Source organism: Streptomyces mirabilis (genome assembly GCF_039503195.1).
Classification (GTDB): domain Bacteria; phylum Actinomycetota; class Actinomycetes; order Streptomycetales; family Streptomycetaceae; genus Streptomyces; species Streptomyces mirabilis_D.
In genome coordinates this window covers 6,398,275-6,413,881 of record NZ_JBCJKP010000001.1, presented here as the reverse complement: position 1 = coordinate 6,413,881, position 15,607 = coordinate 6,398,275, and the positions used below count along the sequence as shown (strand labels likewise).

Annotated in this window: 13 protein-coding genes; 8 read left to right on the top strand and 5 right to left on the bottom strand. The window is 71.6% G+C overall.

The features are described from left to right. Positions 1 to 120: 120 nt before the first annotated feature. Both mmpB and AAFF41_RS29640 read left to right on the top strand, forming a co-directional pair. Positions 121 to 249: a morphogenic membrane protein MmpB gene (gene mmpB / locus AAFF41_RS29645; RefSeq protein WP_096239832.1), complete on the top strand. Its 129-nt coding sequence runs from the start codon at positions 121 to 123 to the stop codon at positions 247 to 249. Positions 250 to 337: 88 nt separating this feature from the next. After that, complete coding sequence (locus AAFF41_RS29640; RefSeq protein ID WP_054234733.1) at positions 338 to 958, top strand: Maf family protein; 621 nt, start codon at positions 338 to 340, stop codon at positions 956 to 958. Here AAFF41_RS29640 and AAFF41_RS29635 read toward each other — a convergent pair whose 3' ends face one another. Further along, positions 959 to 1,504 carry a hypothetical protein gene (locus AAFF41_RS29635; RefSeq protein ID WP_319751497.1) on the bottom strand — a complete coding sequence of 182 codons (546 nt, stop codon included), beginning with the start codon at positions 1,502 to 1,504 and terminating at the stop codon, positions 959 to 961. A 355-nt stretch (positions 1,505 to 1,859) separates the two neighbouring features. On the opposite strand from AAFF41_RS29635, the gene AAFF41_RS29630 reads away from it, so the two are divergent. Beyond that, on the top strand, positions 1,860 to 3,632 hold the full coding sequence (locus AAFF41_RS29630; RefSeq protein ID WP_343324898.1) for an acetyl/propionyl/methylcrotonyl-CoA carboxylase subunit alpha: 1,773 nt from the start codon (positions 1,860 to 1,862) through the stop codon (positions 3,630 to 3,632). A gap of 447 nt (positions 3,633 to 4,079) precedes the next feature. Here AAFF41_RS29630 and AAFF41_RS29625 read toward each other — a convergent pair whose 3' ends face one another. The 3 genes from AAFF41_RS29625 to AAFF41_RS29615 form a co-directional block, all read right to left on the bottom strand. Beyond that, entirely contained in the window at positions 4,080 to 5,198 is a 1,119-nt protein-coding gene (locus AAFF41_RS29625; protein ID WP_319751500.1) for an AI-2E family transporter, read from the bottom strand. Between the two features lie 301 nt (positions 5,199 to 5,499). After that, entirely contained in the window at positions 5,500 to 6,462 is a 963-nt protein-coding gene (locus AAFF41_RS29620; RefSeq protein WP_319751501.1) for a DeoR/GlpR family DNA-binding transcription regulator, read from the bottom strand. A gap of 167 nt (positions 6,463 to 6,629) precedes the next feature. After that, positions 6,630 to 8,078 (bottom strand): NAD(P)H-quinone dehydrogenase, encoded by a 1,449-nt coding sequence (locus AAFF41_RS29615; RefSeq protein ID WP_054233630.1) that lies wholly within the window; start codon positions 8,076 to 8,078, stop codon positions 6,630 to 6,632. A 143-nt stretch (positions 8,079 to 8,221) separates the two neighbouring features. Between AAFF41_RS29615 and AAFF41_RS29610 the strand changes: the two genes are divergently transcribed. From AAFF41_RS29610 to AAFF41_RS29595, 4 genes are all read left to right on the top strand, one after another. Beyond that, a complete protein-coding gene (locus AAFF41_RS29610; protein WP_054233631.1) occupies positions 8,222 to 8,659 on the top strand; it encodes a gamma-glutamylcyclotransferase family protein in 438 nt (145 codons plus the stop codon). A 163-nt stretch (positions 8,660 to 8,822) separates the two neighbouring features. Next, entirely contained in the window at positions 8,823 to 9,647 is an 825-nt protein-coding gene (locus AAFF41_RS29605) for a purine-nucleoside phosphorylase (RefSeq protein ID WP_343324897.1), read from the top strand. 277 nt (positions 9,648 to 9,924) lie between these two features. Continuing rightward, positions 9,925 to 11,556 (top strand): phospho-sugar mutase, encoded by a 1,632-nt coding sequence (locus AAFF41_RS29600; protein WP_319751502.1) that lies wholly within the window; start codon positions 9,925 to 9,927, stop codon positions 11,554 to 11,556. 202 nt (positions 11,557 to 11,758) lie between these two features. Continuing rightward, positions 11,759 to 12,991 carry a hypothetical protein gene (locus AAFF41_RS29595; RefSeq protein ID WP_415925958.1) on the top strand — a complete coding sequence of 411 codons (1,233 nt, stop codon included), beginning with the start codon at positions 11,759 to 11,761 and terminating at the stop codon, positions 12,989 to 12,991. A gap of 626 nt (positions 12,992 to 13,617) precedes the next feature. Here the strand turns inward: AAFF41_RS29595 and AAFF41_RS29590 are convergent. Continuing rightward, positions 13,618 to 14,259, bottom strand: coding sequence for a PH domain-containing protein (locus AAFF41_RS29590; protein WP_343324896.1), 642 nt, complete (start codon positions 14,257 to 14,259; stop codon positions 13,618 to 13,620). Between the two features lie 394 nt (positions 14,260 to 14,653). On the opposite strand from AAFF41_RS29590, the gene deoC reads away from it, so the two are divergent. Next, a complete protein-coding gene (gene deoC, locus AAFF41_RS29585) occupies positions 14,654 to 15,604 on the top strand; it encodes a deoxyribose-phosphate aldolase (RefSeq protein WP_168501258.1) in 951 nt (316 codons plus the stop codon). Positions 15,605 to 15,607 lie beyond the last annotated feature (3 nt).

Here is a 15,607-nt window from a genome sequence, read left to right as displayed (position 1 = left end):
CCATGACCGTAGCAGGCGGACGCGTACTAAAGGAACCCTGGACCCGTTTAATCGGGTCGAGGGCAAGTTGAGTACGCGTACTCAGGCGGTCGGCGCCCTCGCCGCCGCACGATCGAAGGCATGCTGTGGTCCGACCCGGAGAACGAGCCGCCCAAGGAACTTCGCGACATGCAGGAGATGTTGCGGCGGCTCGGCCTTCTCATGGCGTTGGCCATGCTGCTCGCGATGATCGTCCTCGGAGTGATGTGATCGACGCCGTGTGATCGGCGCGAGGTGATCGGCGCGAGGTGCGACAGGGCGACGGGGGACGACACGCCCACGCCGATACCCTGACCGCATGACTGATCAGCCGCGCCGCCGCCTCGTGCTCGCCTCGCAGTCCCCCGCCCGGCTCGGCCTGCTGCGCCAGGCCGGACTCGACCCCGAGGTCATCGTGAGCGGCGTCGACGAGGACGCCGTCTCCGCCCCGACCCCCGCCGAACTCGCGCTCGCCCTGGCCGAGGCCAAGGCCTCCGTCGTGGCCGCCCGGCCCGAGGTCCAGGGCGCCCTGGTGATCGGCTGCGACTCGGTCCTCGACCTGGACGGCGAGGCGCTGGGCAAGCCCGCGGACGCCGAGGAGGCCACCGCCCGCTGGAAGGCGATGCGCGGCCGGGCCGGCACCCTCCAGACGGGGCACTGCGTCTACGACACGGCCGCCAAGCGCTACGCGTCGGGGACCGCGTCCACGGTGGTCCGCTTCGGCGACCCGACCGACGCCGAGATCGCCGCGTACGTCGCCTCGGGCGAGCCGCTCCACGTCGCCGGGGCCTTCACGCTCGACGGCCGCTCGGCCCCCTTCGTCGAGGGCATCGACGGCGACCACGGCAACGTCATCGGCATCTCCCTGCCGCTGGTGCGTCGCCTGCTGGCCGAACTGGGCGTGGGCATCACGGAGTTGTGGACCCCGCGGGAGAAGTGATCAGGACACGCTCGGTGTCGGGGGCGCCGTGACCGGGGATCCCCCCGTACCTCCGTCCGTACCACCGTTCGTGTCTCCGTTCGCGTCCCCGTCCGCGCCTCCGTTGCCGTCCTTGCCGCCCGCGCCGTCGCCCGGCGCGGCGTCGGCGGGACCCGCGCCGCGGTCGAAGGCCAACAGAGTGAACACGATCAGCCCGAGCGCCACCATCATGAACACGAACGCGCCCCAGCCCACCAGGCCCACCGTGAACGCGCCGAGCAGACCGTGCACCACGGCGGCGCTGATCAGCAGGATGCGGCCGAAGAGACCCGGGGCGCGGTCGCGCACCGCGACGAGCAGCGCGGCGACGCCGCACAGCGCGAAGTAGAGGCCGAAGACCAGCCCCCCGACCTTGGACGAGACGGACATCATGTTCGAGTCGAGACCCGCCAGAGACATGTCCTGGCGGTCGACGACCACGCCGAGGAACCAGTTCAGCAGCGCAATGCCGATCGCCTCCACGAAAAGCACGATCGCCGCCACCCACGCCACCGGTCTGCGCGCCACCGGTCCCCACCCACTTCCGAGTGCTGTTACCCCAAGTATGTTCGAGACCTCCCGCACGCTACTAACGGGTAAACGCCGGGACAAGGGTTCGGCCGCGGGCAAAGAATCGTTGGGCCATTCGTAGGGACTCCACAAAGAAACGCTGTGCGTCGCAGCACGGCCTCACAGAGACCTTGGCCACACAGGAGGGCTAGGGTTCAGCCAAGGATTCCTGCGTACCGCGGTGTGACAAGGGATCTCGCGGGTCGAGCGAGCCTCGAATCACGCTCCGTGTGGGCAAGCTCACCATTGGGGACGGGTCGAAAGGTCGTGTCGGCAGTCCCTAAACTCGGCTTGTTTCAAGGAGGGAGCCATCGTGCGCAAGGTGCTCATCGCCAACCGTGGCGAAATCGCTGTCCGCGTGGCCCGGGCGTGCCGGGATGCCGGGATCGCGAGCGTTGCCGTGTATGCGGAACCAGACAGGGACGCTCTGCATGTCCGGGCGGCGGACGAGGCGTTCGCTTTGGGCGGTGACACCCCCGCCACCAGCTACCTGGACATCGCCAAGGTCCTCCAGGCCGCCAAGGACTCCGGCGCGGACGCCATCCACCCGGGCTACGGCTTCCTGTCGGAGAACGCCGAGTTCGCCCAGGCGGTCCTGGACGCCGGCCTGACCTGGATCGGCCCGCCCCCGCAGGCCATCCGCGACCTCGGCGACAAGGTCGCCGCCCGCCACATCGCCCAGCGCGCGGGTGCGCCGCTGGTGGCGGGCACCCCCGACCCGGTGTCCGGCGCCGACGAGGTCGTCGCCTTCGCGCGGGAGCACGGGCTGCCCATCGCGATCAAGGCGGCCTTCGGCGGCGGCGGACGCGGCCTGAAGGTCGCCCGCACCCTCGAAGAGGTCCCCGAGCTGTACGACTCCGCCGTGCGTGAGGCGGTGGCCGCGTTCGGCCGCGGCGAGTGCTTCGTCGAGCGCTACCTCGACAAGCCCCGCCACGTCGAGACCCAGTGCCTGGCCGACACCCACGGCAACGTCGTCGTCGTCTCCACCCGCGACTGCTCCCTCCAGCGCCGCCACCAGAAGCTGGTGGAGGAGGCGCCCGCGCCGTTCCTGTCGGACGACCAGGTGGCGGAGCTGTACTCCTCCTCCAAGGCGATCCTCAAGGAAGCCGGCTACGTCGGCGCCGGCACCGTGGAGTTCCTCGTCGGCATGGACGGCACGATCTCCTTCCTCGAGGTCAACACCCGCCTCCAGGTCGAGCACCCCGTCACCGAGGAAGTCGCCGGCATCGACCTCGTCCGCGAGATGTTCCGCATCGCCGACGGCGAGGAACTCGGCTACGGCGACCCCGCCCTGCGCGGCCACTCCTTCGAGTTCCGCATCAACGGCGAAGACCCGGGACGCAACTTCCTGCCCGCCCCCGGCACGGTGACGCTGTTCGCCCCGCCGTCGGGTCCGGGTGTGCGCCTGGACGCGGGCGTCGAGTCCGGCAGCGTGATCGGCCCGGCCTGGGACTCCCTGCTCGCCAAGCTGATCGTCACCGGCGCCACCCGCGAGCAGGCGCTCCAGCGCGCCGCCCGCGCCCTCGAGGAGTTCCAGGTCGAGGGCATGGCGACCGCCATCCCGTTCCACCGCGCGGTCGTCAAGGACCCGGCATTCGCTCCCGAACTGACCGGTTCCACCGACCCGTTCACGGTCCACACCCGCTGGATCGAGACCGAGTTCGCCAACGAGATCCCCGCGTTCACGGCCCCCGCGGACACGGAGACCGACGAGGAGCCGGGCCGCGAGACGGTCGTCGTCGAGGTCGGCGGCAAGCGCCTCGAGGTCTCGCTGCCGTCCTCGCTGGGCATGTCCCTCGCCCGCACCGGCCTCGCCGCCGGCGCCAAGCCCAAGCGCCGCGCGGCCAAGAAGTCCGGCCCGGTCGCCTCCGGTGACACGCTCGCCTCGCCCATGCAGGGCACGATCGTCAAGGTCGCGGTCGAGGAGGGCCAGGAGGTCAAGGAGGGCGACCTCGTCGTCGTCCTGGAGGCCATGAAGATGGAACAGCCCCTCAACGCCCACCGCTCCGGCACCATCAAGGGCCTGAGCGCGGAGGTCGGCGCGTCCATCACGTCCGGCGCCGCGATCTGTGAGATCAAGGACTGACGACTAGGTCGTACGACATCCGAAGCGCCCGCCGAACCGAACAATCGGTCCGCCGGGCGCTTCGCCGTCTCCGGCAACGACCGGATCGCTTACCCCTAGGCCGAGCCACAGCCAATCCGTCCGAGCCGGAGCCCGGGGACCGGAGGCCGGAGCCCAGGGAAATCGTCGCCTCAGCCGGGCGAGCGGCCGGGAAGATCCGGCCCGCGCCGGGCGGGCGACCGAGACGGTCCGGCCCGCGCCGGACCCGCACCTCGCTCATGCCCGCGCCGGACCCGCACCTCGCTGATGGCGGCGGCCCGCAGACCGCCCTCCCGACCCCCGACCCACGGACCGCCTCTCCCAGCGGCAGGCCGCAGACCATCCTCCCTGCCGTAGCCCGCACACCATCTCCGCCAGCCGCGACCCACCGACCATCTCTCCCGGCCGCAGGCCGGAGAATTCGTCGCCTCAGGCAGGTGCGCGGCCGGGATGGTCCGGGGCGGGGCGGGTTCGGATCTCGCTGATCACGGACCAGGCGACCGACACCATCGGGACGGCGACCACCGCGCCGATCACACCGGCGAGGATGCCGCCCGAGATGACGGACAGGGCCACGACCACCGGATGCAGCCGGACCGCCCAGCTCAGCACGAGCGGGTGCAGGACATGACCCTCGATCTGGCCGACGACCACGATCATGGCGAGCACCACGAGCGCGATGACCGGCCCCCGTGAGGCCAGCGCGACGACCGTGGCCACGGCCAGCGCGATGGGCGAGCCCACCAGCGGGATGAACGCGGCGAAGAACTCCAGCAGCATCAACGGCAGGGCCAGCGGCACGCGCAGCGCGAACAGGGCGATCCCGACCAGTACGGCGTTGGTGGCGGCCACGATGATGATGCCGCGGGTGTACCCGGCGAACGTCCGCCACGCGACCCGTCCTGCACGGCCCCAGGGATCCCGGGCGCTCTCGGGCAGCAGGCCCTGGAACCAGTGCCAGAACCTGTCTCCGGAGTGGATGAAGAACAGCGAGCAGAACAGCGCGAGCACCGCTCCGGTCAGCACCTCCACCGCCCGCCCGGCACCGCTGAGCGCGCTGCTGATCACTGTGGAGCGGTGCTCCTTGACGTACGTCGTCACCTTGCCCTGAAGGTTAGACAGCACGGTATGGCGCACGCGGAAGGGAGGGCCTTCCAGCCACCGCTGGATCCGCGCGATGCCCCCGGCGAACTGCTGCCCCAACTGGTCCGACTCGCCCGCGACCTGGCTGCCGACCAGCGCCAGCAGCCCGAGCATCAGCACCAGACTGCCCACGACGCTCACCACGACGGCCAGGGACCGGGGCATGCGCCGCGCCAGCAGATCGGCCAGGGGACGCAGCACCGAGGTCACCACCAGCGCGAGGAACAGCGCCACGGCGACCAGTTGCAACCGGCCCAGGATCTTGAAGGCCGCGTACACGGCCACCCCGAGCACCAGCAGCCGCCATGCGTACGCCGCGGCCACCCGCAGCCCCTGGTTCACCGGAACGTCGTCGCGCTCCGCGGCACGCCGCACCGCCGTCCCCGACGTACGGGCCCGTGCCACCGCCCTCACCCCGCGGGCGGACCCGCGGGCGGACCGGCTCCCCAGGACGACGTACCGCATCCGTCGCCGGTGCGAACGGCGCGATCCGTCGTTCACCTGTGCGTCACCGCCTCCCGTCGCCGTGTCAGGGACAGGTTGCGGGTGGACGAGGAGCCGTCGCAAGCCGGGACGCATGCGGACAAACCGCACCCATACGCCGTGAGCTGGGCCGCTTCCCCGTAGCGCGGCGGGGGGGATGGCCGAGGGGAGGGTGCCCGGCGTACGCCATACGGCCCATGGGGGTGCACGCCGGTCGAGTCGGTCAGCGGCGGCGCAAATCCGCCACTCGCGCCCGCTCTCCCGGGGACTGCTCGCCCAGGACGGTAGCGCTGCGCAACTGCGGTCCCGCACCCGGCACCTGGCCGCGGCGCGGACCGGGGAGGGGCATGTCCCGGCGCGGCTGGCGCCCCGTCGGGACCGCATCCCCTCCCGTGCCGCCGCCCGACTGCCCGGCCACCGCGATCTGCACGCCCTGGTCCGCCAGGGCCTGCAGTTCGGTGACCGCACGGTCGTCATGCGCCGGCGGCTCGTCCGTGACCAGGCGGGTGATCAGATCGGTCGGCACCGTCTGGAACATGGTGTCGGTGCCGAGCTTGGTGTGGTCGGCGAGGACGACGACCTCCGCGGCGGCCTGCACCAACGCGCGGTCGACGGACGCCGACAGCATGTTGGAGGTGGACAGCCCGCGCTCGGCGGTGAGCCCACTGCCGGAGAGGAAGGCCCGCGAGACCCGCAGCCCCTGGAGGGACTGCTCGGCGCCGCTGCCGACCAGGGCGTAGTTGGAACCGCGCAGGGTGCCGCCGGTCATCACGACCTCGACGCGGTTGGCATGGGCCAGCGCCTGTGCCACCAGCAGGGAGTTGGTGACGACGGTCAGCCCGGGCACCCGCGCGAGCCGGCGCGCCAGCTCCTGCGTAGTGGTGCCCGCGCCCACCACGATGGCCTCGCCCTCTTCGACGAGACCCGCGGCGAGATCGGCGATGGCCGTCTTCTCGGCGGTCGCGAGATGCGATTTCTGCGGAAAGCCGGACTCCCGCGTGAACCCGCCCGGCAATACCGCACCGCCATGCCGGCGGTCGAGGAGTCCTTCTGCCTCCAGTGCGCGCACGTCCCGCCGTACGGTCACTTCGGAGGTCTGGACGACGCGGGCGAGCTCACGGAGCGACACGGCCCCGTTCGCTCGCACCATTTCGAGGATCAATTGGCGACGTTCTGCAGCGAACACGAAACTGACAGTAACCCCAACGACCGTCTGCTTTCAGCAGTTTGCGCCGAATAACAGAAGTTGTTCGCATGGCAGTACGTGAAGTGGTATACGCGCCTACTCGCTCCGCCTATGCCGTACGAATGGTCGACAACTCCCCGTGACCAGCGGGAAGTCGGGGTGGGGCGTCAGCCTTCGTCGCCCGCCTTGCGGGTGTGCAACTGCCGTGCGACCTCGGCGATCGAGCCCGAAAGGGAGGGATAGACGGTGAACGCGTTCGCGATCTGTTCGACCGTCAGATTGTTGTCGACCGCGATCGAGATGGGATGGATCAGTTCCGAGGCGCGCGGCGCGACGACCACGCCACCGACGATGATCCCGGTGCCGGGGCGGCAGAAGATCTTGACGAAGCCGTCCCGGATGCCCTGCATCTTGGCGCGGGGGTTGCGCAGCAGGGGCAGCTTGACGACCCGGGCGTCGATCTTGCCCGCGTCCACGTCGGCCTGCGAGTAGCCGACGGTGGCGATCTCGGGGTCGGTGAAGACGTTGGACGAGACGGTCTTCAGGTTCAGCGGAGCGACCGCGTCGCCCAGGAAGTGGTACATGGCGATGCGTCCCTGCATCGCCGCGACGGAGGCGAGGGCGAAGACGCCCGTCACGTCACCGGCGGCGTACACACCCGGGGCGGTGGTCCTGGAGACCTTGTCGGTCCAGATGTGCCCGGAGTCCCTGACCCTGACCCCGGCCTCCTCCAGACCCATTCCGCTGCTGTTCGGGATGGCGCCGACGGCCATCAGACAGTGCGAGCCGCTGATGACCCGGCCGTCGGAGAGCGTGACCTCGACCCGGTCGCCGACGCGCTTGGCGGACTCGGCGCGGGAGCGGGCCATGACGTTCATGCCACGGCGCCGGAACACGTCCTCCAGCACCGCGGCGGCGTCCGGGTCCTCGCCCGGCAGCACGCGGTCGCGGCTGGAGACGAGCGTGACGCGCGACCCGAGCGCCTGGTAGGCGCCGGCGAACTCGGCACCGGTGACACCGGAACCGACGACGATGAGCTCCTCCGGGAGCTCGTCGAGGTCGTAGACCTGCGTCCAGTTCAGAATCCGCTCGCCGTCCGGCTGCGCGTCGGGCAGCTCACGCGGATGCCCGCCGGTCGCGATCAGCACCGCGTCGGCGACGAGCGTCTCCTCGGTCCCGTCCGCGGCCCGTACGACGACCTTGCGCGAGCCGTCCAGGGACTGCATGCCTTCCAGTCGCCCACGCCCGCGCAGCACCCGCGCGCCGGCCCGCGTCACGGAGGCCGTGATGTCGTGCGACTGCGCGAGCGCGAGCCGCTTCACACGCCGGTTGACCTTCCCGAGGTCGACGCCGACGACCCGGGCCGCCTGCTCCGCGGGAGGGGTGTCGTCGGCGACGATGATCCCCAGCTCCTCGTACGACGAGTCGAAGGTGGTCATCACCTCGGCCGTCGCGATAAGGGTCTTCGACGGCACGCAGTCGGTGAGCACCGACGCCCCGCCCAGACCGTCGCAGTCGACGACGGTCACCTCCGCGCCGAGCTGGGCGGCAACCAGCGCCGCCTCATATCCGCCGGGTCCGCCACCGATGATCACGATCCGAGTCACGTACTCCATTGTCCCGCACGCTTCAAGATGCTTCCGCCCGGGGGCCGCGCCCGCCCCCATCCGAGCCCCTTCCGTTATGTGCTCCTCCGTTATGCGCTTATGCGTTCTGTTACGCAAGAGGCTCGTGTGTTCCCTGCCGTACCCTCGACCTCATGTCGCTCTACGCCGCGTACGCCGGCAATCTCGACCCGCGGCTCATGACGCGCCGCGCCCCGCACTCGCCGCTGCGCGCCACGGGCTGGCTGAACGGCTGGCGGCTGACGTTCGGGGGCGAGCACATGGGCTGGGAAGGCGCGCTGGTGACCCTCGTGGAGGCCCCCCGCTCGCAGGTCTTCGTGGCGCTGTACGACATCGCCCCCCTGGACGAGGACTCCATGGACCGCTGGGAGGGCGTGGGCCTCGACATCTATCGCCGGATGCGCGTACGGGTGCACACACTGGAGGGCGAGGAACCCGCGTGGGTGTACGTACTGAACGGGTACGAGGGCGGACTCCCCTCCGCGCGCTACCTCGGTGAGATCGCCGACGCGGCGGAGTCGGCGGGCGCGCCCCACGACTATGTGATGGAACTGCGCAAGCGTCCCTGCTGAGGGGCCCTTCCGCGCCCCGGGCGGCCCTGCCGGGGGCACCCCTGGTGGGGAGCGCCGGCCCACCGCGTTCCCACCCCTTCGTCGGAAACGACAAGACAACGATCGCAAGACCGTGACCTCCGTCATCTACGCGCGTAGGCCTGGACCAGCTACCCTCATGCGCGTGAACGCATCTCTTCTTCCGGACGACATCCAGGGCGACCCCCACGCCGCCGCCGACGCCGCCGCCACCCGCCTGCGGGAGCTCACGGGCGCCGAGACCCACGACGTCGCGCTCGTGATGGGCTCCGGCTGGGCTCCGGCCGTGGACGCCCTCGGCACCCCCGAGGCCGAGTTCCAGGTCACCGAGCTGCCCGGGTTCCCCCCGCCGGCGGTCGAGGGGCACGGCGGCAAGATCCGCTCGTACAAGGTCGGTGACAAGCGGGCCCTGGTCTTCCTCGGCCGCACCCACTACTACGAGGGCCGCGGGGTCGCCGCCGTCGCGCACGGCGTGCGTACCGCCGTCGCCGCGGGCTGCAAGACCATCGTGCTCACGAACGGCTGCGGTGGCCTGCGCGCGGACATGCGCCCCGGCCAGCCGGTGCTGATCAGCGACCACATCAACCTGACGGCGACGTCCCCGATCGTCGGGGCGAACTTCGTCGACCTGACCGACCTGTACTCGCCGCGGCTGCGCGCCCTCTGCAAGGAGGTCGACCCCACCCTGGAGGAGGGCGTCTACGCGCAGTTCACCGGGCCGCACTACGAGACGCCGGCCGAGATCCGGATGGCTCGTGTCCTCGGCGCGGACCTCGTCGGCATGTCGACGGTTCTCGAGGCGATCGCGGCGCGTGAGGCCGGTGCGGAGGTCCTCGGCATCTCCCTCGTCACCAACCTCGCCGCCGGTATGACGGGCGAGCCTCTCAACCACGAGGAGGTCCTCCAGGCGGGCCGCGACTCCGCGACCCGCATGGGCTCCCTGCTCACCCAGGTCCTGGACCGCCTGTAGGGCTCGATCGCCCCCGCCGCCCCTGCCCTCCCCCGCGCTCTCGGCTTCGCTCGACCAGGGGGCACCCCCATCATCCTCAAACTGGGGGCTCCGGCCCAGACCCCCATCGGCGTGAAGGGCCTCGTCCTCGAACGCCGGACGGGCTGGAGGGTGCGCGCAGCACCCCTTCAGGGGCGCGGGGAACTGCGCGACCGGCCCCACCGGCCCGCAGCCGACACACCCACCCCCTGGCCGGGTACACAAGCAAGGGCAGCACAAACAGAGAGGTTCACCCGACGTGCAGGACGAACTCATCGCACGGGCCGAGGCGTGGCTCGCCGAGGACCCCGACCCGGAAACCCGCGAGGAACTCGCCGAGCTCATCGCCGCCAAGGACGTCCCCGAGCTCACCGCACGCTTCAGTGGCACCCTCCAGTTCGGCACCGCCGGCCTCCGGGGCGAACTCGGCGCGGGCCCGATGCGCATGAACCGCGCGGTGGTCATCCGTGCCGCCGCCGGCCTGGCCGCGTACCTCAGGAAGCAGGGCGAGACGGACGGCCTCGTCGTCATCGGCTACGACGCCCGCCACAAGTCCGCCGACTTCGCCCGCGACACCGCCGCGGTGATGACGGGCGCGGGCCTGCGCGCCGCCGTCCTCCCCCGCCCCCTGCCGACGCCCGTCCTGGCGTACGCCATACGGCATCTCGGCGCCGTGGCCGGCGTGGAGGTCACCGCCAGCCACAACCCGCCCCGCGACAACGGCTACAAGGTCTACCTGGGCGACGGTTCGCAGATCGTCCCCCCTGCGGACGCCGAGATCGCCGCCGAGATCGCCGCCGTCGGCAGCCTCGCCGACGTCCCCCGCCCGGACTCCGGCTGGGAGACCCTCGACGAGGGCGTCCTGAACGCCTACCTGGCCCGTACGGACGCCGTCCTCGCCCAGGGCTCCCCCCGCACCGCCCGCACCGTCTACACGGCGATGCACGGTGTCGGCAAGGACGTCCTGCTCGCCGCCTTCGCCCGGGCCGGCTTCCCGGAGCCCGTGCTCGTCGCCGAGCAGGCGGAACCGGACCCCGACTTTCCCACCGTCGCCTTCCCCAACCCGGAAGAGCCCGGCGCGATGGACCTGGCCTTCGCGAAGGCCCGCGAGACCGGACCCGACCTGATCATCGCCAACGACCCGGACGCGGACCGTTGCGCGGTGGCCGTCAGGGACGGTGCCGACTGGCGCATGCTGCGCGGCGACGAGGTCGGCGCGCTGCTCGCCCAGCACCTGGTGAACCGCGGCGCGCGCGGCACCTTCGCGGAGTCGATCGTCTCCTCCTCCCTCCTCGGCCGGATCGCCGAGAAGGCGGGCCTCCCCTACGAGGAGACGCTCACCGGCTTCAAGTGGATCGCCCGGGTGGAGGGCCTGCGCTACGGCTACGAGGAGGCGCTCGGGTACTGCGTCGACCCGGACGGCGTACGCGACAAGGACGGCATCACCGCGGCCCTGCTCATCACGGAACTCGCCTCCGAGCTGAAGGAGGCGGGCCGCACCCTCCTCGATCTCCTCGACGACATCGCCGTGGCACACGGTCTGCACGCCACCGACCAGCTCGCGGTCCGCGTGGAGGACCTGTCGGTCATCGCGAACGCGATGGGCCGGCTGCGCGAGCAGCCCCCGACGGAGCTGGCGGGCCTGCCCATCACCAGGTCCGAGGACCTGACGAAGGGCACGGACACGCTTCCGCCGACCGACGGGCTGCGGTACACGCTGGCCGGCGCCCGCGTCATCGTCCGCCCCAGCGGCACCGAGCCGAAGCTGAAGTGCTACCTGGAGGTCGTGGTCCCGGTGGGCTCGCACGCCGAGCTGCCCACGGCCCACGCGAAGGCCGCCGAGCTGCTCGCGGGGATCAAGCGGGACCTGTCGGCGGTGGCCGGCATCTGATCCCGCGTCTCGGATCCCGCGCCTCGGATCCCGCGTCTCGGATCCGGCGCCTCGGATCCGGCGCCTTCGCGAGGGCCCGAGTCCAGCACCCAGCCACGTACGGGTGAATTCCGCCCGGCAGTTGACGCAGCGCTCCGGTGCGCCACCATCCGACCGAGGAACGGTTGGCGGTAGCGCACCGCCGAGCCCCAGGAGCTGCCGCGTGTCCTCGACCGCCTCCCGGCCGACATCCTCCCCACCCCGGAACGCTCCCGGCGAATTCCCCGCGACCACGAACACGAACACCAGTACGGGCACCAGCACGTGGGCGCGCACAGGCACCCTGTGCGCCTTCCGCACCCAGCTGCGCCGGGCGGCCCCCGCCCTGCTCGCCTACGGGGCCGTACGCCTCGTGAGTCTGCTGTTCCTCACCCAGTGGGCGCACCATCAACACCACGGCGTGTGGCCCGTCCTGGCCACGCAGTGGGACGCGGACTGGTATCTGGGCATCGCCCAGCACGGCTACACCCACCACCTGGGCACCCGGTACGACGCGAACAACCTCGCGTTCTTCCCGCTGTACCCGTTGCTGGTCAAGGCGGCCGCGGTCCTGACCCCGGGTACGCGCGCCACGACGGGCCTGGCGATCTCGATCGTCGCCTCCTTCCTCGCCGCGTGGGGGGTCTTCGCCGTCGGCCACCATCTCCACGGCCGGCGCGTGGCCCTGCTGCTGACGTTCCTGTGGGCGGCCCTTCCGGTCGGCCAGGTCCAGTGGATGGGTTACACCGAGTCCCTCTTCACGGCGTTCGCCGCCTGGTCGCTGTACGCGGTGCTCACCGGCCGCTGGCTCTGGGCGGGCACCCTGGCGTCGTTGTCGGGCCTGACCCGCCCGACGGGCATCGCGGCGGCGGCCGCGGTCACCGTCACGGCCCTGCTCTCCCTGCGGCACCGCTTCTCGCCCCGCGTCCTCGCGGCCGCGGCCCTCGCCCCGGCGGGCTGGTTCGCCTACGTCGGCTGGGTGGGCGTGCGCCTGGGCCGATGGGACGGGTACTTCGCCGTGCAGCGGCTGTGGCACAACGACTGGGACGGCGGCGCGGAGACCCTGCGCCGTGTGCGGGAGGTCCTCGCGAACGACTCCAGGCCGGAGCTGTTCCTGGTGATGGTGACGCTCACGCTGATCGTGTCCGTGGTCCTCTACGCCCTGGGGGCCTGGGACCGGCAGCCGCTCCCTCTGCTGGTCTTCACCGGTGTCCTGCTGCTGATCGTGCTGGGCAGCGGCGGCGTCTACTTCCCCCGTGCCCGCTTCCTCCTGCCCGGCTTCCCGCTCCTGCTCCCGCTGGCCCTCCATCTGTCCCGCGCCTCAGCCCGCTTCCGGGTCCTCGCCGTGACCGCGGCGCTGCTGAGTTCGGCGTACTGGAGCGCGTACATGGCGCTGGTGTGGCCGAGCGCGCCCTGAGCCGGCGTCCGTACGGCACCACACCTGGATTCGAACGTCTCGCGCTTCACGGGGAGTTGGGCTGTCGCATGCCCCGTCCGTTCGCTCGGGGTCGCCCCATCACTCGGGCCCCCCACTCGGCTCGCCCCATCCCTCGGCCTCGTCCCACGGGACCACCCCACCCGACCGAGCTCGGCCAGGAGAACCGGAAACGTTCGTAGGCGGCCCGGCGCGTCGAGTACCGCTCGTAGGCACGCGAGGACACGGCCACGGCGCCGCCGTTGCCGTCACGCAGCCGCCAGACCCATCCACCGCCTTCCGCGGTGTGGTGCACCGCGCCGGGTAATTTCCCGATGTCGGCGCACAAGCACTCGAACGCCGCACGGCACTCGCCGTAGTTCCGGTACGGCCGACCCGTCCGGTCTCCAGCAGGTCAACGCCACGCTCTACCACGGCCCCTTCGGCGCCCCGGACAGCACCGTCGCCTCGACGGCGACCTGCGGTCCGACGGGTCGCCACCACGACCACCTGCACCCTGACCTTCGCCCTGCCCCCCGGCACCGCCCCGGCCGACGACTCGTTGGGGGCGATGGGTCAGGGTCGGCGCTGCGCGACGACGGACACCGGTCCGCCGCGCCGTCCTGGCGTCACCCCACCGCCAGCAGGATCACCAGGACCACGGCCCCCGCGAGCGCGGGAGCCATGACCTCGTACGCCCACCGCACGCTCACCTCGCCCTGCGCGCCCGCCGAGGCCGCCCGGGCCTCGGCGAGTTCGCGCAGGTCGTCCATGACCTGGTCGGAGTGCGAACGGGTGGGCCCGCTCGCCACCGAGGAGGTACGGCCGCTGCTGTCGGCTGCGGCGTTGCGCGCCTGCCGTCGGGCCGCGGCCTTGCGGGCGCGCAGCGAGACGGGGATCGCCCAGAGCTGGAACTTGGCGCCCTCGGCGTCGACCACCTCGTTGGAGTACCCGGAGCGCAGGGAGGCGACCTTGCTCCAGGGCAGCACGACGACACGGAACGGGTTACGCACGCGCAGCCGGTCCTCGTTGGCGTAGACGGCGGGGCGCAAGGTGAAGGCGGCCACCAGCGGAACCAGGAGGATCAGCGCGGCGAGTGCCAGCCAGGGGGTGCGGCCGTGGCCGGTGACCAGCGCGTCGATGCCGAGCCAGCCCGTGATGGCGAGCAGCAGTACGCCGCCGGCGATACCGGCGTGCGACCGGTAGATCCGGTCCTGCGACTCGGGTCGCGGGGCGTCCGGCGCGGGTGGCTGGTCATCCGGGGTCGTCATGCCTCCGATTCTGCCCGACGCCTCCTGAACACTTCCTTCACCCCCGCCCACGCCGCCGCGTCGCCGCGGGCGGGCGGGGATTCGTTCGTCTACGGGTGGACAAGGGCTGATCGCGCAGTTCCCCGCGCCCCTGAAAGCCCGGCCCCCCGGCGTTCGAGGGCGAACCATTCGGGCGATGCGGGGATCCAGGGGCGGACGGCTGACCGGTGCAGGCGAACCCCCGGCGGAGTCGAAGGGGCGGAGCCCCCTGGGATGATGGAGTCCCCCTGCTCGAGCGAAGCCGAGAGCTTGGGGGAGTCTGGGGGCGGCGGGAGATGTCCGGGCGTGCACTGCCCCACACCCGCCCCCGGGGGTGTACAGCCGCTACGCGCGTAGATATGCTCAGCTCGTGACCATGCCCACCACTGCACCCGCACTCGGCGACGTAACCGCGTCGGACAGCACGCTGCGCCGCTTCCTCCACGGGCTCCCCGGCGTCGACACGGTCGGCCTGGAGGCGCGCGCCGCCTCGCTCGGCACCCGTTCCATCAAGACGACCGCGAAGGCGTACGCCATCGACCTCGCCATCTCGATGGTCGACCTGACGACGCTGGAAGGCGCGGACACCCCGGGCAAGGTCCGGGCGCTCGGCGCCAAGGCGGTCCACCCCGACCCCACGGACCGTACGACGCCCACCACCGCGGCCGTCTGCGTGTACCCCGACATGGTGGCCACCGCCAAGGACGCCGTCGCCGGCTCCGGCGTGAAGGTCGCCTCGGTCGCCACCGCCTTCCCGGCCGGCCGCGCGGCCCTCGACGTGAAGCTCGCCGACGTACACGACGCGGTCGCCGCCGGCGCCGACGAGATCGACATGGTCATCGACCGCGGGGCGTTCCTCGCGGGCAAGTACATGAAGGTGTACGACGAGATCACCGCCGTGAAGGAGGCCTGCGGGACCAGTGCCCGCCTGAAGGTCATCTTCGAGACCGGCGAGCTCTCGACGTACGACAACATCCGCCGCGCGAGCTGGCTCGGCATGCTGGCGGGCGCGGACTTCATCAAGACCTCGACCGGCAAGGTCGCCGTCAACGCGACCCCGGCGAACACGCTCCTCATGCTGGAGGCGGTCCGCGACTTCCGCGCCCAGACCGGCGTCCAGGTCGGCGTGAAGCCCGCCGGCGGCATCCGCACCACCAAGGACGCCATCAAGTTCCTGGTCCTGGTGAACGAGACCGCGGGCGCGGACTGGCTGGACAACCACTGGTTCCGCTTCGGCGCCTCCTCGCTCCTGAACGACCTGCTGATGCAGCGTCAGAAACTGGCCACCGGCCGCTACTCCGGCCCCGACTACGTGACGGTGGACTGATCA